The sequence below is a fragment of the Photobacterium minamisatsumaniensis genome (assembly GCF_050336695.1).
GTDB lineage: Bacteria > Pseudomonadota > Gammaproteobacteria > Enterobacterales > Vibrionaceae > Photobacterium > Photobacterium minamisatsumaniensis.
The window spans coordinates 1-18,434 of the sequence record NZ_JAKJSI010000025.1; the positions used below are offsets into that span (position 1 = coordinate 1).

The 18,434-nt window shown below is 42.9% G+C and carries 14 protein-coding genes; 8 read left to right on the plus strand and 6 right to left on the minus strand.

The annotated features are described in order from the left end of the window. The first annotated feature begins 1,036 nt into the window (after window positions 1–1,036). From psrA to fabV, 3 genes are all read left to right on the plus strand, one after another. Window positions 1,037–1,711, plus strand: a complete 675-nt coding sequence (psrA, locus tag L4D78_RS13855) for a TetR family transcriptional repressor PsrA (RefSeq protein WP_428467468.1) — start codon at window positions 1,037–1,039, stop codon at window positions 1,709–1,711. A gap of 53 nt (window positions 1,712–1,764) precedes the next feature. Beyond that, window positions 1,765–4,041: an acyl-CoA dehydrogenase gene (locus tag L4D78_RS13860; protein ID WP_428467469.1), complete on the plus strand. Its 2,277-nt coding sequence runs from the start codon at window positions 1,765–1,767 to the stop codon at window positions 4,039–4,041. Window positions 4,042–4,253: 212 nt separating this feature from the next. After that, the gene (fabV, locus tag L4D78_RS13865) at window positions 4,254–5,456 is read left to right on the plus strand and encodes an enoyl-ACP reductase FabV (protein WP_428467470.1); all 1,203 of its coding nucleotides are present in this window, start codon (window positions 4,254–4,256) and stop codon (window positions 5,454–5,456) included. A gap of 108 nt (window positions 5,457–5,564) precedes the next feature. Here the strand turns inward: fabV and L4D78_RS13870 are convergent, their stop codons facing one another. From L4D78_RS13870 to L4D78_RS13890, 5 genes are all read right to left on the minus strand, one after another. Beyond that, on the minus strand, window positions 5,565–6,908 hold the full coding sequence (locus L4D78_RS13870) for an ATP-binding protein (protein WP_428457449.1): 1,344 nt from the start codon (window positions 6,906–6,908) through the stop codon (window positions 5,565–5,567). Further along, entirely contained in the window at window positions 6,905–7,579 is a 675-nt protein-coding gene (locus L4D78_RS13875) for a response regulator (RefSeq protein ID WP_428457450.1), read from the minus strand. Before L4D78_RS13875 ends, L4D78_RS13870 begins: the two co-directional genes overlap by 4 nt. Window positions 7,580–7,775: 196 nt before the next feature. Next, the gene (locus tag L4D78_RS13880; RefSeq protein WP_428467471.1) at window positions 7,776–9,458 is read right to left on the minus strand and encodes an aspartate:alanine antiporter; all 1,683 of its coding nucleotides are present in this window, start codon (window positions 9,456–9,458) and stop codon (window positions 7,776–7,778) included. 216 nt (window positions 9,459–9,674) lie between these two features. Next, on the minus strand, window positions 9,675–9,938 hold the full coding sequence (locus L4D78_RS13885) for a GrxA family glutaredoxin (RefSeq protein WP_428457452.1): 264 nt from the start codon (window positions 9,936–9,938) through the stop codon (window positions 9,675–9,677). Between the two features lie 168 nt (window positions 9,939–10,106). Continuing rightward, complete coding sequence (locus L4D78_RS13890) at window positions 10,107–11,048, minus strand: porin (protein ID WP_428467472.1); 942 nt, start codon at window positions 11,046–11,048, stop codon at window positions 10,107–10,109. A 333-nt stretch (window positions 11,049–11,381) separates the two neighbouring features. Between L4D78_RS13890 and L4D78_RS13895 the strand changes: the two genes are divergently transcribed. From L4D78_RS13895 to L4D78_RS13915, 5 genes are all read left to right on the plus strand, one after another. After that, the gene (locus L4D78_RS13895; protein WP_428467473.1) at window positions 11,382–12,572 is read left to right on the plus strand and encodes an iron-containing alcohol dehydrogenase; all 1,191 of its coding nucleotides are present in this window, start codon (window positions 11,382–11,384) and stop codon (window positions 12,570–12,572) included. A 124-nt stretch (window positions 12,573–12,696) separates the two neighbouring features. Further along, window positions 12,697–13,422: an oxygen-insensitive NADPH nitroreductase gene (gene nfsA / locus L4D78_RS13900; RefSeq protein WP_428467474.1), complete on the plus strand. Its 726-nt coding sequence runs from the start codon at window positions 12,697–12,699 to the stop codon at window positions 13,420–13,422. 152 nt (window positions 13,423–13,574) lie between these two features. After that, window positions 13,575–14,819 carry a hypothetical protein gene (locus L4D78_RS13905; RefSeq protein ID WP_428467475.1) on the plus strand — a complete coding sequence of 415 codons (1,245 nt, stop codon included), beginning with the start codon at window positions 13,575–13,577 and terminating at the stop codon, window positions 14,817–14,819. 377 nt (window positions 14,820–15,196) lie between these two features. Continuing rightward, window positions 15,197–15,787: an acetate uptake transporter gene (locus tag L4D78_RS13910; RefSeq protein ID WP_428467476.1), complete on the plus strand. Its 591-nt coding sequence runs from the start codon at window positions 15,197–15,199 to the stop codon at window positions 15,785–15,787. A 189-nt stretch (window positions 15,788–15,976) separates the two neighbouring features. Then, window positions 15,977–16,945 (plus strand): ADP-ribosylglycohydrolase family protein, encoded by a 969-nt coding sequence (locus L4D78_RS13915; protein WP_428467477.1) that lies wholly within the window; start codon window positions 15,977–15,979, stop codon window positions 16,943–16,945. A 108-nt stretch (window positions 16,946–17,053) separates the two neighbouring features. Here L4D78_RS13915 and L4D78_RS13920 read toward each other — a convergent pair whose 3' ends face one another. Continuing rightward, window positions 17,054–18,415 (minus strand): L-serine ammonia-lyase, encoded by a 1,362-nt coding sequence (locus tag L4D78_RS13920; RefSeq protein ID WP_428467478.1) that lies wholly within the window; start codon window positions 18,413–18,415, stop codon window positions 17,054–17,056. Between the last annotated feature and the right edge of the window lie 19 nt (window positions 18,416–18,434).

Sequence of the window (18,434 nt, forward strand, 5' to 3'; positions counted from 1 at the left end):
AAGCTTTAAAAGAGCGAGGCAGTAATTGTCGCGTGGCTCTTTTAATTTGAATGTTATAAATAGGACTACAGCGAAATGGATTAGTTCACAATAATTTCAAAAAAGTGCAGATATCTTTTCTAATCCCGCTATTGCTGYACGGCAGCCAAACCAGACGTAAAAAAAGCCCGCTGAAAGTCAGCGGGCGAAATCTATTTACACAATAAGGAGTTTAGCAGCAGTGGCAATCAAGCTTTAAAAGAGCGAGGCAGTAATTGTCGCGTGGCTCTTTTAATTTGAATGTTATAAATAGGACTACAGCGAAATGGATTAGTTCACAATAATTTCAAAAAAGTGCAGATATCTTTTCTAATCCCGCTATTGCTGCACGGCAGCCAAACCAGACGTAAAAAAAAGCCCGCTGAAAGTCTGCGGGCGAAATCTATTTACACAATAAGGAGTTTAGCAGCAGTACCATTAGCTGATTAAAGAGATAAATACGTGTTTGGCGGCCAGCTAACATTGAAACTCTTTAATCTTAATGACATATATTGAGACTCTGCTAATTGTATTTTGTTCCTGATTTTAAATTTATTTTTTTATTTTATTTATAACTTGTTGATAAATCGTATGTTATAGAGTTGATATAAGATGGCTCATTACATTATTTTTAAGGGTATAGCTGAAGACAATTTTACACCCTGTAGAATAAAGAAAACCCATCTCCATAAAGGGACGGGTTTCGAAGAATGTCTTCTAAGAAAAAGCAGTGGCATAACATATGACCTGCTTTTTTTAACTTTGTTCCTTTTTTTTTGAAATTTCTCTAACTTTGATCAGATTCCGCATTCTCACAAATGTCGCATGAAACTGGAGTGATACATATTTTTCCGATGCTATACGTCGTTCTATAGCACCAAATCAGACGATCAATGTCCCAACTTTCATGAATAAAAGATGGTTATCAAGATCTTATACAATAGCGACTGTTTAGCGCTTGTTAAAAATGATATCAAGATGTAAAGTTTAAACATGTGTTTAATACGGGTGAATGAATATGGCTGGAAAGGGAGAAACCAAAGCTCGCATTCTGGATGCCGCCGAATTGCTATTTGCAGAGCATGGCTTTAAAGATACCTCATTGAGGGCAATTACCAGCAAGGCAGGCGTTAATCTGGCGTCGGTTAATTATCATTATGGCGATAAAAAAACCTTGGTTAGAGCCGTATTAAGTCGGTATCTCGATGCATTCTTACCTGCGCTTCAGGTTGATTTGGAAGTCTTACTTACACGTGATGACTTTTCAATGGATGATGTATTTCGTTGTATTAAAGCCCCATTGGTTTCTTTAAATGACTTTAGACCACGGGGAGCTACTGTTTTCATGTCATTGATTGGGCGGGGTTATACCGATGTTCAAGGGCACTTACGCTGGTTTATCGTTAACCGCTATAACGATGTTTTACAGCTTTTTACTACGGCGGTTTGTCGTGCAAACCCATCACTAGACCCTGAAACACTGTTCTGGCGCTTACATTTCACCCTAGGCGCGTCAGTATTCACTATGGCTTCAACAACAGCGTTGTGTGAAATCGCTGAAAATGACTTTTCCCGTAAGGTAACCACAGAAGACTTAATCGAGCGCATGGTACCTTATTTGGCTGCTGGTGTAGCTGCCCCAATAGATCAACCGCTATCGCTGATCTGCGATACGCATACAGGAACACGATAGATGTAATAACTGTAAAAAAACCAATAACAATATGAGACAAAAGGACCTGAAACATGAGTACGTTAATTAATCTAAGAAAACGCTATCTCAGTGATCCCGCATTTAAAATGTTTAAGAAAGTGCTACCGCCGCTTTCTTCCACTGAACGAGAAGCCATGGAAGCTGGTAGCGTTTGGTGGGATGGTGAGTTATTCAGTGGGTCACCAAATTGGAATACGTTACTGACTTATCCCAAACCCGCGCTAAATGACGAAGAGCAAGCCTTTATCGATACCAAGCTCAAAACATTGTTAGATATGTTAGATGACTATCAGATTGTGCAGGAAGATAAAGATCTGCCGCCTGATGTTTGGGAGTACTTACGTAAAGAGAAGTTCTTCTCACTCATTATTGGTAAAGAATATGGTGGCTTAGATTTTTCAGCCCATGCAAATTCGACCATTGTTACCCGTATAGCAACGAAAAGCTTAAGTGCTGCTGTTTGTGTGATGGTACCTAACTCATTAGGTCCTGGTGAACTACTCACTCACTATGGTACTCAAGAACAAAAAGATTATTGGCTCCCACGCCTTGCTCACGGTGAAGATGTTCCATGCTTTGCATTAACTGGCCCTGAGGCTGGGTCTGATGCTGGCGGTATCCCTGACATGGGTGTGGTTTGTTATGGTGAATATCAAGGTGAGGAAGTACTTGGTATTCGAGTCAGCTGGAATAAACGTTACATTACGTTGGCACCTGTGGCGACAGTATTAGGTCTTGCGTTTAAATTACAAGATCCTGAAGGCTTGATTGGTGACAAGCAAGATCTCGGTATTACATGTGCCTTGATCCCAGCAGATCACTCAGGCGTCGAAATCGGTGAGCGTCACGATCCCCTAAACCTTGCTTTCATGAATGGACCAACACGCGGTAACGATGTGTTTATTCCTATGGACTGGGTGATTGGCGGTCAAGACTATGTCGGCCGAGGTTGGCGAATGCTGGTGGAGTGTTTATCAGCAGGGCGTGGTATTTCATTACCAGCATTAGGGACTGCCGTTGGTCATTTAACAGCAAGAACAACAGGCGCATATGCTTATGTGCGTAAACAATTTGGTATGTCGATTGGTAATTTTGAAGGGGTAGGTCAAGCGATGGGGCGTATTGGTGGTTACACCTATATGCTTGAAGCTTCGCGAACTCTAACAACGACATCACTCGACATGGGGGAAACTCCGGGGATTGTTACAGCCATTGCAAAATACCATATGACAGAAATGGCGCGTACCATTTTGAATGATTCAATGGATATTCATGCCGGGCGTGCAATCCAGCTTGGGCCAATGAACTATATTGGCCATCATTATTTGGGCATGCCTGTTGCGATTACGGTTGAAGGGGCCAATATTTTAACCCGTAACCTGATGATCTTTGGTCAAGGGGCGACGCGTTGTCACCCCTATGTACTAAACGAAATGGAAGCGGCAGCTAACCCCGATACAGAGCAAGCAGCAAAAGACTTTGATAAGTTACTCTCAAAGCATATTAGCTTTGCCGTTGGTAATGTCGCGAAGTCGATGGTTAATGCATTTACAGGTTCACGCTTTAACCGCGCACCAGTGAGTGGTGAGACTGCCACCTATTATAAACACATGTCACGCATGAGTAAGGCCTTAGCGGTTGCGGCTGATTTTGCCATGCTGAGTTTAGGTGGCGAGCTGAAACGCCGTGAGATGGTGTCAGCCCGTTTAGGCGACGTACTCAGCTACCTTTACTTAGCATCAGCCACATTGAAGCGCTTTGAAGATGAAGGGCGACAACAACAAGATTTGCCTTTGGTACATTATGCCGTTCAACACTGTTTGCATCAGTGCGGTGTCGCATTTGACGAAGTGTTGTCGAATTTCCCTCGTAAGGGCGTTGGCCGACTATTACGCACATTACTATTTCCAGTGGGAATTCATTACGCGGCACCGAAAGATGAACTATCAATTCAAATTGCGAAATTATTGATGACACCTGGAGAGCAGCGTGAGCGTTTAACACAGCTATGTTATGTCGGAGACAAAGAAGATGATCCTGTTGGCATTATGGAGCGCGCTTTTGTTGCCATGTATGGTATTAAAGACTTAGAGCGTAAATTGACCAAAGCGATTAAAGCGGGTGAGATCTCTAAGAAACTGCCATTAACAGAAAAAATACAAGCTGCTGTTGGTGCTGGTATCATGACTGAAAGCGATGCTGAAAAAATGTTGAGTGCAGATAAGCTTAGACAGAAGGCGATTCAAGTTGATCACTTCTCTGCAGCCCACTTTAAAAAGGGAAGTTTACAATCGGGTAAGGCTGCTTAGGCCGACGATTTAAGTAAAACGTAAACCAACTGCCTCAACGGTGCCACGTGAAAGCGTGGCACTTTTTTATGTCTAATTATCATGTCATTAGCTCACAAAATGGCAAAGAACACCTCCAACCACTGCGAAAATTGGCGTTTTCGCTCATAAATTTAATGCGAATTTGTCATTTACCTTTTATCCTACAGTCAATTGTGTAAGGGAAGTTGAAAATGATCATCAAACCTAGAATTCGTGGATTTATTTGTACAACCACTCACCCAGTGGGCTGTGAAGAAAACGTCAAAGCGCAAATTGCTTATACCAAGGCCCAAGGCACTATTGCCAACGCGCCGAAGCGCGTGCTTGTTGTTGGTTCATCAAGTGGCTATGGCCTTTCGTCTCGTATTGCTGCTGCTTTTGGTGGCGGTGCATCAACAATTGGTGTGTTCTTCGAAAAGCCGGGTACTGAAAAGAAGCCGGGTACGGCTGGCTGGTATAACTCTGCAGCATTCGATAAGTTTGCTAAAGAAGAAGGTCTGTACTCTAAGAGCTTAAATGGTGATGCTTTCTCTCACGAAGCAAAGCAAAAAGTCATTGATCTGATCAAAGAAGATTTGGGTCAAATTGACATGATCGTTTATTCGCTTGCATCGCCAGTTCGTAAGATGCCAGAAACGGGTGAAGTGATCCGCTCTAGTCTAAAACCAATGGGCGAAACATACACGGCAACAGCTGTTGATACCAACAAAGATGTGTTGATTGAAGCAAGCATTGAACCAGCAACAGAGCAAGAAATCGAAGACACTGTTACCGTTATGGGCGGACAGGACTGGGAGCTTTGGGTGAATGCATTATCAGAAGCTGGTGTATTGGCTGATGGTTGTAAGACTGTTGCTTATAGTTACATTGGTACTGAAATTACATGGCCAATCTACTGGCACGGTGCGCTAGGCAAAGCGAAAATGGATCTTGACCGTGCGGCATCTACCCTGAATGACAAGCTATCTACGACGGGTGGTTCAGCTAATGTTGCGGTACTTAAGAGTGTCGTAACTCAGGCGAGTTCAGCAATTCCAGTTATGCCTCTCTACATTGCAATGGTCTTCAAGAAAATGCGTGAAGAGGGTGTACACGAAGGTTGCATGGAGCAGATCCACCGCATGTTTACTCAGCGTCTTTATAAAGATGATGGTAGCGCTGCAGAGGTGGATAGCGAAAACCGTTTACGTCTTGATGACTGGGAGCTTCGTGAAGACATCCAGAAGCATTGTCGTGAACTATGGCCAAGCGTAACGAATGAAAACTTATTCGATGTAGCTGATTACCAACAATATAAAGATGAATTCTTAAGCCTGTTTGGCTTTGGTCTTGAGTCTGTTGACTACACGGCTGATGTTAATCCGCTTGTAGAATTTGATGTTAAAGACATCTAATACATTTATGAGCTACCTGCGTTTAAGTCAATAAATACGCGAGGTAAATAAAAACCGCCGGAAGGCGGTTTTTTTATTTTATACGACAGTAAATGAAAGTCGTTCTTGTTATTGCTTTGGCAATTTGATCACAAAAGACGCGCCTTCAATAGAAGCTGTTTCAACATGAATCGTACCTTGATAACTTCGAACGATCTCATTACATACTGATAAGCCAATACCTTGACCGGGGTTGAGTTGATCAGCCCGTACACCGCGTTGGAAAATAGCTTCACGTACATCCTCAGCTACGCCTGGGCCATCATCTTCAATACGAATAATAAAGTGATCGCGTTTTTCATCGACATAAAGGCGCACTTCGCTGATACAAAAGCGATAGGCATTTTCAAGTAAATTACCCAATAACTCCATTAAATCACTGCGGTTAACCGGCAGTTTTAGGTTGAAGTCAAAGTGGTAGCCAAGTTTCACATCTTTATCAGCGTATACTTTACTCAGTAAGCGGTCGAAGCTGTCGATAACAGGTTTGAGGTCTGTTTTATCTTTTTGCAGTCCTTGCTGACCCATCATTGCACGCTTAAGTTGGTACTGAACTAATTCATCCATTTGGCTGATTTGTTCCATCACACGCTGATTCAGCTCTAAGCGAGGGATGTCTTTATCATCTAATAGTGCATTGGTTGCGGCTAAGCGCGTTTTTAAGCTATGGGCTAAATCATCCATGGCATGGCGATATCGGCCTTTCTGAGCGTTACTGATCTCAATGACGCGGTTTAGAGCCAGCGTGACGTCTTGTAGCTCCATTGGAAAATTATCATCAAGTTTATCTCGCTTGGCGTCAGTCATCTGATCAAGCTGTGATGCAAGTTTTCGCAGCGGTTGGAAGCTCCAATGGAACGCGGCAATTAAGAATGCAATGGCAATCAATACAAACAGCCCAAGGTAAAAGGTCGTTCGTTTATGCAATTGTGATAGCGACGAAATGTATGAATCACCAGAGCGAAGCACAACCAGCTGGAAGGTTTTATTGCCTTCTCTTTCCTGACTCATATTGTAGGCAATGTAGCTTTCACCATTCAGGGTCTCGATAAGAGTAGGCGCTGGAATACTATCTGGTAACTCTTTACAAATATTACCAATGTTGGCTTCTTTAGCTTCAGCAGACAGCCAAATAGTGTGATCGGTTGTATCACAAACGACTGACATGTAATCAGTATCTGATGGGTCAACAGAGTCTATCCATTGGTCGACATCTTTTATCAGGCCCGCTCGGTTGAGTTGGGCGACCACCATCGGCATCTGGGCGACTAACTCTGACGAATAAGCCGCCATATAGCTTTGGCTATACAGCTGGTTTATGACACCTGCTAAAGCCGATGTAATAAGAACGATAATGGCTACCGAGGTAACAAGCACTCGGCGGCGTAGTCTTGGCTGAATAATTCGATTCATTGTGCTTGTAGTTCGAAGATATACCCCTGACCACGAATAGTAGAAATAGGGTTATCTTGTCCGTTACTGGTGAATTTTTTACGTAGGCGGCTGATCATGACCTCAATGGTATTTGGATCGCCTTCTTGATCTTCATATAGCACATCCAATAGGCGTTGCTTAGACACCACTTGGCGACTATGGCGCATTAGATATTCTAGCAAATCATACTCAAAAGCAGTGAGCTCTAGTAAATGCTCGTGTATGAAAACTTGTTTAGCCAGCAGATCGACACGGATATCGCCCGCAGTCATTTCTGGTTTTACAAACCCAGCGCTACGGCGTACAAGTGCACTTAAACGCGCAACCATTTCTTCTTTTTGGAATGGCTTAACTAAGTAATCATCAGCCCCAGCTTCAAGCCCTGTGACTTTATCTTGCCAATTTGAGCGGGCAGTTAAGATAAGTATTGGTAGGCGTAAGCCTTTCTGGCGAATATCTTTAATTAGGCTAATACCATCACGGTCAGGTAAACCGATATCAACAATCGCGATATCATTTGGGTAGTCTTGGGCAAAGAACAGCCCTTCTTCTGCTGTTCCAGCACACTGAACCTGGTGGCCGAGTTCACTTAGCTGCGATTTAAGGTGGTGGCTAAGAATAGGATCATCTTCAACAATTAGGATACGCATAGTTTTGATTACCAATAGAATTTTATCTATCCAATATACTGAATAGAGCCAAAGCAGGCGAATGATTATTATGGATATATAGTAGTTGATCGGACTGAATCAGGCCTGACTCGAGTGTGAGCACGCGAAAAAACGCCCCTAATGGTATTTTAGGGGCGTTGAGAGGATAGAATCGTCGGCTTTATCGCGTTTTACACTAACTTAATATAATAAACAGTGTTCCGGCAATAGTGAGCAATACGTTGGCGATTGCATACGTGCCGGCATAGCCGAGTGCTGGAATGGTACTTCGAGCATGTTCGTTAATCATATCCATTGCTGGGGCACATGTACGTGCACCGATAATGGCACCGAACAGTAAAGCACGGTTCATTTTCAGGATATAAGCACCAAATAAATAGGCCAATACCACAGGAATAACACTCACCATTAGGCTAACAGCAAAAACAGTCAAGCCAGCTTGTTCCAGTGACTCAAATAAATTAGAACCCGCACTTAAGCCAATACCCACCATAAACACCATTAAGCCAAGATCTTTGGTCATATTCAGCGCCCCTTGAGGTACATAACCAAATGTCGGGTGGTTAGCTCGCAGGAACCCGAGTGTAATGCCGGCAATTAATAACCCAGCAGAGCTACCTAAACCGAAAGCAATGTGGCCAAAGGTCATGGTAATGGTTCCAACCAATAAGCCAATAATGAAGAAACAACAGAAAGCTAATAAATCGGCAATTTGGCTGTGAACTGAAATGAAACCAATGCGTTCAGCAAGCCCCAAAACACGGCTTTTTTCACCGCTAACTTGAAGAATATCCCCTTTACTTAGCAAGATATTATGATCCATCGGCATTTCAATTTGGGCGCGAACGACGCGGTTAAGAAAACAGCCGTATTCAGATAGATTCAGCTCTGATAACCGCTTACCTGCGATACTGTCATTCTTAACAACAATCTCTTCTTCGACAACGCGTAAATCGAGTAGGTCTCGGTCGAAAACTTCTTTACCGTTTCGAAAACTTGGGTCGAGTCGAGCGTGGCTATCGGGATAACCCACTAACGCAATTTCATCACCTTCTTGCAAAATGGCATCGCCATCTGGGTTCGCCAAAATACCGTTACGACGAACACGCTCGATATAGCAGCCGGTTTGTCGGTATATACCCAACTCGCGAAGGTTTCGTCCATCAATCCAATTGATCAGTTCAGGACCGGCGCGATAAGCACGGATAATCGGCAGGTATACTTTGCGTTGTGCGCTTTCACCAATACCTCGTTCTCGGGCAATTTGCTGTGAAGACTCTGCAAGGTTTTGCTTCTGCAGTTTAGGCATTAGCTTTGCGAGCACAATGACACTGACAAGGCCAATAAGGTACGACATGGCGTAACCGACGCTTAGGCTATCGACCATTTGCTGAATCAGGTTGGCGTCATCAATACCGGTAAGTCCACTGTTTAAAGCATCTTTTGCACCAACGAGTACGGGGGTTGCCGTTAGTGAGCCCGCCATTAAGCCTGTCGCAAGACCAAGTTCAAGGCCTAAATATCGGCTCATAAACACAGTGATAGTGATGGCCGATAAAATGACGACGAGTGCAAGCATTAGGTAGTGCTTACCATCTCGGAAAAAAATACCGAAAAAGTTAGGGCCAGCTTCTATACCAACGCAAAAGATAAATAGCATAAAGCCTATATTTAAGGCTTCCGCGTCGAAGGTAAAGCCTGCATTACCAAACAGTAAGGCAGTAATGAGAACACCAATGGAGTTACCAATTTGAAGGTTTGCGATTCTGATTTTTCCTGCGGTTAGACCAACAGTCAGAACAACAAAGAGCAATAAAATATCATTTTGATGAAGGAGGGCGGCGACATCGATATTCACAACATTTTTTCCGGAGAGAGCAGCAACAAAGTGATGAAATTTTAGCTGATTTTGGTAAAAGGTCATACCGAAAAAAGTGATATTTTTGATAAAAAATACAACGTTTTTTGCTGGCATATTTTAACAAGGTAATAAAAAAGGCTGAAATATCAGCCTTTTTAAGAATTTGTTATAAGAGATGTTGCGTTTATGGCAGCATTCTGTATCACAAAATGWTTATTGGAAGAGTTCCAAGTTTTCTTTTGCGTATGCTTCGAACTCTGTGCAGCCACCGATGTGTTCTTGATCAACAAAGATCTGAGGTACAGTTTCAACTGGCTTACCCACAGTTTTTTCTAGATCAGCTTTGCTGATACCTTCAGCGTGGATGTCTACATAACGGTAGTTAAAGTCTTCGCGTTCTTCTTTTAGCTTATCAGCAAGATCTTTAGCACGAACACAGAATGGGCAACCCGGACGTCCAAAAATAACAACAAACATGATTTATCTCCTAAAATTTGATGAGGTAACTATAACGTGACTGTGCTCAATGAGAAAGAAGGTTTTCTCTCTTGGTGTGATAGATAAAACCGATTGAAGTCGCATGGTTAAATTAAAAAAGAAAAAGCCGGACAAAGTGTCCAGCTTAGTTAGATGTATAACCCGAACTTAGAAGTCGTAACGTACACCCGCTTGTACTTGGTCATCTTGATCATCAACTTGATCGAACAAGTAACCAGCATAAGCGCGGAATTCACTGTTGAACTTGTAGATAGCTTCGATAGCGAAGTAGTCATATTTATCTGACTTTGCACCGTTATCATCGACTTCTTGGTAGTTGTAAACACCTTGGAAAGTAAATTGGTTGTATTTGTAAGCCGCTGCTAATTCGTAAGCGGTCAGGTCGGCATCACCAATAGAGCCTCCTGCGTATAAACCTGCAACGTAAAAATCATTGATGGTGTAAGCAGCAGTGATGTTGTACTGATCGGAGTCATCGCCATCTTCTTTACCGTCAACATAACCTGCGCCTAAATCGAGACCCATTGGTAATGAATATACAAATGAAATGCCGTAGGTATCAGTATCTTTTTTTTCATTAGCGATGTAGTTAGCAGTCACTGTTAGGTCATTGAATGAGCCAGAGTAAACGAAGTTATTTTCACGCTTATCTTTGTTGCCATCGATAAGGTCGGCGGCATCACCACCGAATGTCGCGAGAATATCGGTGAAGTCAGTCAGGATAACCTGAGCTGAATCTTGTTGACCGTATGAGAATGCACCCACTTGTGTGTCTAGGCCAGCGAAGAGGTAGCGGGTATCAACCGTCGCATCCTTACCACTATTAATTTCCATCTCGTAAGTACCGAAAGCGCCCAAACCGTCCATTATTTCGGTTCGACCCTTAAGGTTTACACGGGCACGGCTCTTATCTTTGAAAGAATCAGTATTGTCAGCGTCAGATTTGTTTTCATCTGAAATATTGAAACGTGCTTCGGCACGGCCACCAACCTTTAAAGAAGATGTTTCATCTTGGTAAACAGTTGCTGCGCTGGCTGTACCAGATAATAAAGTGGCTAAGATTGCTGTTGTAAGTGCTGCGTGTTTCATGGTTTCGTCCCTAGAAAAATAAAAAATGAATAATCAGTTGTTATGTTTAATGGGGAGAAGAGTAGATACCTGAAATGACAGCAATATTTTAAATTGGCTTCATTTTTATGACTTCGGGGGAAGTGCGCTATCAATAGTGAAATGTGACTCGTGGCGAATAATTAGCTTTAAGGCGATTATCACTGTGTAAAATTTGCTCAGAATCAAAAAAGGGAATTTAGATCAGGGCACACTCGATAATAATTACTTATACCCAAGTGGCTTTGATCAACATGATTAGCACGTAGGAAGCTAAAAATTACTTGGGTATACGTATTGTGGAATGGAGTACCTATGTTTCAGTTTATGACCTCATCTCGGATTATTTTTGGCGAAGGTGCGCTGAATAATTCGCTGTCTTCACTTAATCAATTTGGTTATAGCGTGCTGCTAGTGACAGGGCGAGATAGTGCCCGTGCTGAATCGATAATTAGCTACTTTAAACAACAAAATATGCGTTACCAACAAGTCGCTGTTCATGGTGAGCCACTGATCGCGATGGTTGAAGAAATGGCAGCAATGGGGCGGAAGTTTCGACCCGATATGGTTGTCGCCATTGGTGGTGGTAGTGTACTCGACGCAGGTAAAGCGTTAGCAGCGTTGATCCCAAACCAAGGCAGTGTGTATGACTATGTGGAGGTTGTGGGACGAAATGTACCGCTTCAAGCCAAACCGATACCATTTATAGCGGTACCAACAACAGCAGGAACAGGCTCTGAAGTCAGTAAAAATGCCGTACTTCGCTCAGCACAAGAAAATGTAAAAGTTAGCCTACGCAGCCCTGACATGCTGCCTGATCTGGCTATTATTGATCCAACCTTAACGTATGGTATGGATGCTGTGACGTCAGGGTGTTGCGGTATGGATGCCTTTACTCACCTAATGGAGTCTTACGTGTGCGGCGATCCAAGCCCGTTAACCGATATGGTATGTGAAGAAGGCTTACGCCGCTTATCAGGCGCCATTTTGGCGGCTTGTGAAGATGATGATCCACGGGCTCGTTCAGATATGTCTTTTGCTGCATTGCTCGGTGGAATGGCCTTAGCGAATGCTAAGCTTGGCGCTGCACATGGTTTAGCGTCATCATTGGGGGGAAGGTTAAAGGCGCCACATGGTTTAATTACCGCTCAGTTAGCACCCTTTGTAATGCAAGAAAATGTATTGGCGGCTAGGGAGGCGGGGCGTGCTGATGTACTAAACCGTTATCGCCAACTCGCTTGTATTTTAACTGGGCGTATGAATGCAGAGATCATCGATGGCATTCTATGGACCAAACGCACGCTTAAACGGCTTAATTTGCCGTCGGTATCTGAATATGGCCTATGTGACATTATGTACGATGAAGTTGCAGAAGATGCACTGTTATCTAATGCGATAAAAGGCAATCCGTTACCATTAAACAAAGACAGGTTATTAAGTATTTTAGAGCAGATGTGTGATTGTAAAAAACAAACAACGCCAACCGTACTTGATGAGAATTTATAGCATGTTCCTTACTTTTATCTAAATACGGTCGCTTTATAGGTATGCTTTATTTGTTATATGAATAATAGTGGGCTGTGTTACATTTAGCGGCTCACTATTGATTACTTATAAGATAAGGATATCTATGAATCAGACCATTGATACTATACTTGCTCACCGTTCTATCCGTAAGTTTACAGCTCAGCCTATAGCTGAAGAACAGCTATCAACAATACTGGATTGTGCCATTGCGGCATCAAGTTCAAGCTTTATTCAGTGCGTCAGTGTTATCCGTGTTACCGACCCGGCTAAGCGTGAACGATTATCTGAGTATGCTGGTGGTCAACCTTACGTAGCTTCGGCTGCAGAGTTCTTGGTCTTTTGTGCGGATTTCAACCGACATATTCAAATTCATCCTCAGGCACAATTAGGCTTTACCGAGCAAACACTAATTGGCGCAGTGGATGCCGCACTTATGGCGCAGAATGCCATGATAGCAGCAGAGTCGCTTGGCTTGGGTGGCGTGTATATTGGCGGAATACGTAATAACCCGGATAACGTTGCTGATTTATTAGCATTACCAACGCATGTACTACCATTATTTGGCCTGTGTTTGGGTTACCCCGATCAACAGCCAGAGTTAAAGCCCCGCCTGCCTCAATCGTTAATTGTTCATCAAGATACTTATCAACAAGAATTAGATCGCGTTGAGCTTGAAGCTTACGACCAAAATGTCCGCACGTACTATCATAGTCGTACTAGTGGCCAAAAAGATATGTCGTGGAGTGAGCAAATTACAGCGAGCTTGAATAAAGAAGCGCGGCCGTTCATGAAAAAGTTTATTGAAGAAAAAGGATTTAGCGTTAAATAAATACGTTAAATACTGTGTTTTTCGTTGTTTTGATTCTGCTAATGTCAGTTTTTGATTAGAATGGCATCGAAGTCGATGCCTGAACTTTTTTGCGGTTAATGAGTCAGATACACTATAACCAGAATAAATATAGAAAAATTGGAACACGATATATGAAGTTTACAGGGAAAGCTGTCGGGCTGATCTTGCTAGCGGCTTTACTCAGTGGATGCGGAAGTACCCCTGGTAATGAAAGCGGTGCTCAAAATGAAGTTAACTCAGAAACTATCTTGCAAACAGCGGAAAATGTACATCGGCAGTGGCGTGATCAACTGATTCAAGCTGAATCGTTACGAATTTATTCGCCGAGTAAGTATGATCTCATGATGGTGAGCTGGCAAAAAGCCGACCTATTGTTTAAAGACATTCAGCAAAAACCAGAAATGGCATTACAGAGTGTCTCGCTATTTTCGTCAACAACTTACATTGATCGCTTTTATGAAGATATCGCCGTTGTTAAAAGTAACCACAAAGAATTGGAGTATTTTAAGCGGGTAGCAGACGATGTTTTAGCCCCTGCGATTACGCAAATAGCGTATCTTAATTCTATTGATGCAAACCAGCACTACAGAAGTGAATTTGTTCGATTGAACCGCTTTTATGCACGGCTTTTTAACTCAATTGCTCGCGGTGATGTTAGTGATGCTAAAAAAGATCAAATTGAGTTTTTATCTCGAGCGCATAGTTTAGAAATACGTGTAATTAAGCGAATTTATATTTTGCCCCAAGAAGATGCGCTCCGTGAATTACGTCGTAATGATGTACGTTATTACGCACCGTTGAGTTATGCAAAAGTTGAAGCTGAGATTACGAGTGGTAAAACGCTCATTGATAACTCACCTCGTGCTTTTGATGCCATAAACCAAACGGTGTCAGCGATTCAATTTGAACTAGCGCATGCAGAGCATATAGCGAATGAAGTAAAAAGTTTGCGTGACCGAAGCCGTGATGAGTACGAAAGTTTTATTTTAGAGCTTGAAGGTAACCTACTGGATATCTCATTAGCGCTAAAAGATGATGACTTACGTGATATCCCTCTGTCTCAACAGGCAAAGCGAATTAAAGAAGACGTAACAATCGCAAGACGCAAATACGAGATTGCTTCAAAGCAACTTAAGCGTAATGAGGCAGACGATCAGCTTGCTCTGCTCGAAACCTTGATCAATCAACAGAATGAGCAAATCTCTTTGCTTCAATCGCAATTAAAGCGACTGACAGAGGTTAGCCGTGAACCAGAAATGAACGTTCCACCGATTGAATTATCCACCGTTCCTGCTGCAGAACAGCACCGAGAGATAACAATGGATAAGGATGAAGGTGTCAATGAGCTTGATGAGCAAGACATCGAGTTAATGTAAAACACACTTTTAAGCGTTAACAACGTATTTTCGATGAAAAAGCAGCCATTGGCTGCTTTTTTTTGATATGTGAAAAATTATTAAATATACCACTTGCCATTATTGAATTAAGTCTTTGAATTATTAGGGGGTGATGTTTTTTGATGTTGTGGTACGTCAATAATGACTTACATTTAATTACACTTAGATGCGGTTTGTGTATTTTGTTTTCTTTACATTTTGTGTGTTTATTTCAACTTTTTTTGATTTTGGTTGAGTTTTACCCTGTTTTTGGATTGATTTGCCTAGCATCATCCTTTAGAATTCGCCGCGCACTTAAAATGCATCCAAATTTTAATGTTTGTAACTTTTTTTGAATTACTCCTGTAGGGGAACAAATGTCTACGAAACTAGCTAACCCAGCACCACTTGGTCTTATGGGTTTTGGTATGACTACCATCCTTTTGAATATCCACAATGCGGGCTTTTTCCCGATTGACTCTATGATCCTAGCTATGGGTATTTTTTACGGCGGTTTGAGCCAAGTTATCGTAGGTATGATGTGCTTTAAGCGTGGCGATACGTTTGGTACGACGGCATTTACATCATATGGCCTATTTTGGCTAACACTTGTTGGTATTCTAGTTATGCCTTACATGGGTCTTCCTGCAAGCCCTGCTAGCTTCATGGGTTGGTACCTTCTGTTATGGGGCATTTTCACAGGCTTCATGTTTATCGGTTCTTTATGCTACCCACGTGCTAAACAGTTTGTATTCGGTTCACTAACCGTACTGTTCTTCCTACTAGCAGCACGCGATTTCACCGGTAGCACGCTAATTGGTACGATTGCTGGCTTCGAAGGTATTATCTGTGGCGCAAGTGCAATTTACTTTGCAATGGCTCAGGTACTAAACAATGAGTACGGCCGTACAATTTTGCCTGTTGGCGAGTTAAAGAAAAACAAAGTCAGCCTAAAAGCTGCTGCATAATGTTTTACTGAGGTGAGGTAATTAGAGTAAGCCTTTGTATTACCGCTCTGAAATTTAAAAAGCCCGCTGTCTATGCGGGCTTTTTTACGTCTTAAATTCCTGCTTTTGCTTTCTTTACGGTAAATGGTTTGATCTAACGTTATTAGTATAAGCTTATTGCATACTTTTCTGTCGAGGAAGGAATAAGAGATGTCACAACGTTATGCAGCACTTATGGGCGCGCTGGTGGCAGACGCCGCTAGCATGGGGACACATTGGATATATTCGTCTGAGCGCGTTAAGTCATTACAGTCGCTACCACATTTTCCTTTCATAGAGCCGGATGCCCAGCATTATCAAGGGGTAGATGGGTATTATGCCCATGATAAGTTAACCGCCGGAGAGCTGACGACCTACGGTGAGTGGCTAGCGTTGTATACGCGGTTGCTATCTCAGCCCGGTATTGAAACTCGAAAAATACAGCAAGAAATACTTGAATACTTTGGTCCTGGTGGTGATTTTATCGGTTATGTCGATAGCCCAACCAAAGCGCTATTATTGACATTATTTTCGATGGAGCCAGATGACTGGCCAGATGACTCTGGTAGCGATGATGATCAAAACCCTGCGTTGTGTGCCGTACCAGCGTTGGTGGCGTTGAAGATGCCATCGGTTGAGCTAGAAAATGAAATTGAGCGAGTCGTTGGTATTACCCACCAAAATGAAATGGCCATTGCTTGCGCGAAAGCGTTTGCTAGTGCATTGAATGAAGCGCTGCGATCTCGCCGAATGGAACCTGCTTTAAATGTACTTAAAGTAAAATCGCCTGAGATAATACAAGAAAAAATTGAGCAAGTTCGGGTGCTCAGTGGTGATGTTAATGATCTTAGTCATGTGCTTGCCATTGTAAATCAGGCTTGTCATTTAAGTGATAGCTTACCGATGGCTGCATGGATCCTTCAAAACAGCAGTAGTTACACTGAAGCGATCATTAATAATATTTTAGTTGCGGGTGATAGCTGTGGACGGGGTATCTTAGTGGGTGCGATGGCTGGCGCTTGCTATGGTTTTGGTGATCAGAAAGGTATCCCTATTTCATGGGTTACGATGTTGCAATGTGGTGATGCGTTGGCAGAAGACATTGAACAGCTACTACATAACGCAAGTGGTGCATTTTAAGATCAGTTTGCGTTTCAAAAAAGGGTCGCTAGCCTATCTTAGGACTGAACAGTAGGTATAAAAAAAGCTACTCCGAGTGGAGTAGCTTTCTATTTTAAAGTAAAAAGATTAGCAGATTACTTTAATAGCAAGACCACCCTGAGACGTCTCGCGGTATTTTGCGTTCATGTCTTTACCGGTTTCTAGCATTGTTTCGATAACTTTATCGAGAGAAACACGAGGCTCAGATGAACGGCGTAGTGCCATACGTGTAGCATTGATTGCCTTAACAGCAGCAATACCATTTCGCTCAATACATGGAACCTGTACTTGACCTGCAACTGGGTCACAAGTTAGACCTAGGTTATGCTCCATTGCGATTTCCGCAGCCATACATACTTGCTCAGGGCTACCACCCATCAGCTCAGCAAGACCAGCAGCAGCCATAGAACAAGCAACACCAACTTCACCCTGGCAGCCAACTTCAGCACCAGAGATAGAAGCGTTACGCTTGTATAGGCCGCCAACAGCACCAGATGCTGCGAAATAGCGCGTGTATTCTTTTGGACCAACAGATTGAATGAACTTATCGTAATAAGCTAAAACGGCTGGAATGATGCCACATGCACCATTAGTTGGTGCGGTTACCACACGGCCACCAGCTGCATTCTCTTCGTTAACAGCAAATGCGTACATGTTAACCCAGTCAACAACCGTCATTGGGTCGTTGCTTAGCTTTTCTGTGGTCATTAGCTGCTGGCGAAGTGCTGCTGCACGGCGTGGTACACGTAGTGGACCAGGCAGAATACCTTCTTCATTCATACCTCGTTCCATACATTCACGCATGGTCTTCCAGATATTAGAGAAGTAAGTATTAATTTCTTCTTCAGCATTCATCGCACGTTCGTTAGCCATAACCAACGAACTAACAGAAAGGCCGCTGTCTTTACATGCGTTAACAAGCTCTTCAGCTGTTGTGAACATGTGCGGAACTTTAACTGAAGATTCAGCAGGCTTGCCGAAGTTTTCTTCGTCAACGATGAAGCCACCGCCAATCGAGTAATAAGTTTTTGTGTATGCTTCATCATCGCCAATCCAAGCGCGAATCGTCATAGCGTTTTCGTGAAGTGGAAGGTTCGTAGTATGGAAGTTCATACCGCCATCACGAGGGAATTCGACTGTATGGCAGTGCATGCCTACAGGTAGGCGCTCAGTTTCTTCAACACGAGCGATGAAGCCAGGAATGCTGTCAATATCAACATGTTCAGGGCTATTGCCCGCAAGGCCCATGATGATAGCGATATCTGTGTGGTGACCTTTGCCGGTTAGAGAAAGCGAACCGTAAACATCTACGGTAATTTTAGTCACATCACGTAGCTTGCCCATGGCACGCAAGTCGTCGATAAACTCTTTACCTGCTTTCATTGGACCAACAGTGTGCGAACTGGAAGGACCCACACCAATTTTAAAGATATCAAAAACACTGATCATTACGTAATACCTCAGCCTT

Excerpts from the sequence above, each read along its gene's own strand:
- L4D78_RS13870 (WP_428457449.1), bottom strand. The coding sequence starts at position 6,908 with ATGAATCGAATTATTCAGCCAAGACTACGCCGCCGAGTGCTTGTTACC.
- L4D78_RS13905 (WP_428467475.1), top strand. The coding sequence starts at position 13,575 with ATGAAGTTTACAGGGAAAGCTGTCGGGCTGATCTTGCTAGCGGCTTTA.
- L4D78_RS13895 (WP_428467473.1), top strand. The coding sequence starts at position 11,382 with ATGTTTCAGTTTATGACCTCATCTCGGATTATTTTTGGCGAAGGTGCG.
- L4D78_RS13875 (WP_428457450.1), bottom strand. The coding sequence starts at position 7,579 with ATGCGTATCCTAATTGTTGAAGATGATCCTATTCTTAGCCACCACCTT.
- L4D78_RS13860 (WP_428467469.1), top strand. The coding sequence starts at position 1,765 with ATGAGTACGTTAATTAATCTAAGAAAACGCTATCTCAGTGATCCCGCA.
- L4D78_RS13920 (WP_428467478.1), bottom strand. The coding sequence starts at position 18,415 with ATGATCAGTGTTTTTGATATCTTTAAAATTGGTGTGGGTCCTTCCAGT.
- L4D78_RS13885 (WP_428457452.1), bottom strand. The coding sequence starts at position 9,938 with ATGTTTGTTGTTATTTTTGGACGTCCGGGTTGCCCATTCTGTGTTCGT.
- L4D78_RS13915 (WP_428467477.1), top strand. The coding sequence starts at position 15,977 with ATGTCACAACGTTATGCAGCACTTATGGGCGCGCTGGTGGCAGACGCC.
- L4D78_RS13890 (WP_428467472.1), bottom strand. The coding sequence starts at position 11,048 with ATGAAACACGCAGCACTTACAACAGCAATCTTAGCCACTTTATTATCT.
- L4D78_RS13910 (WP_428467476.1), top strand. The coding sequence starts at position 15,197 with ATGTCTACGAAACTAGCTAACCCAGCACCACTTGGTCTTATGGGTTTT.
- nfsA (WP_428467474.1), top strand. The coding sequence starts at position 12,697 with ATGAATCAGACCATTGATACTATACTTGCTCACCGTTCTATCCGTAAG.
- psrA (WP_428467468.1), top strand. The coding sequence starts at position 1,037 with ATGGCTGGAAAGGGAGAAACCAAAGCTCGCATTCTGGATGCCGCCGAA.
- fabV (WP_428467470.1), top strand. The coding sequence starts at position 4,254 with ATGATCATCAAACCTAGAATTCGTGGATTTATTTGTACAACCACTCAC.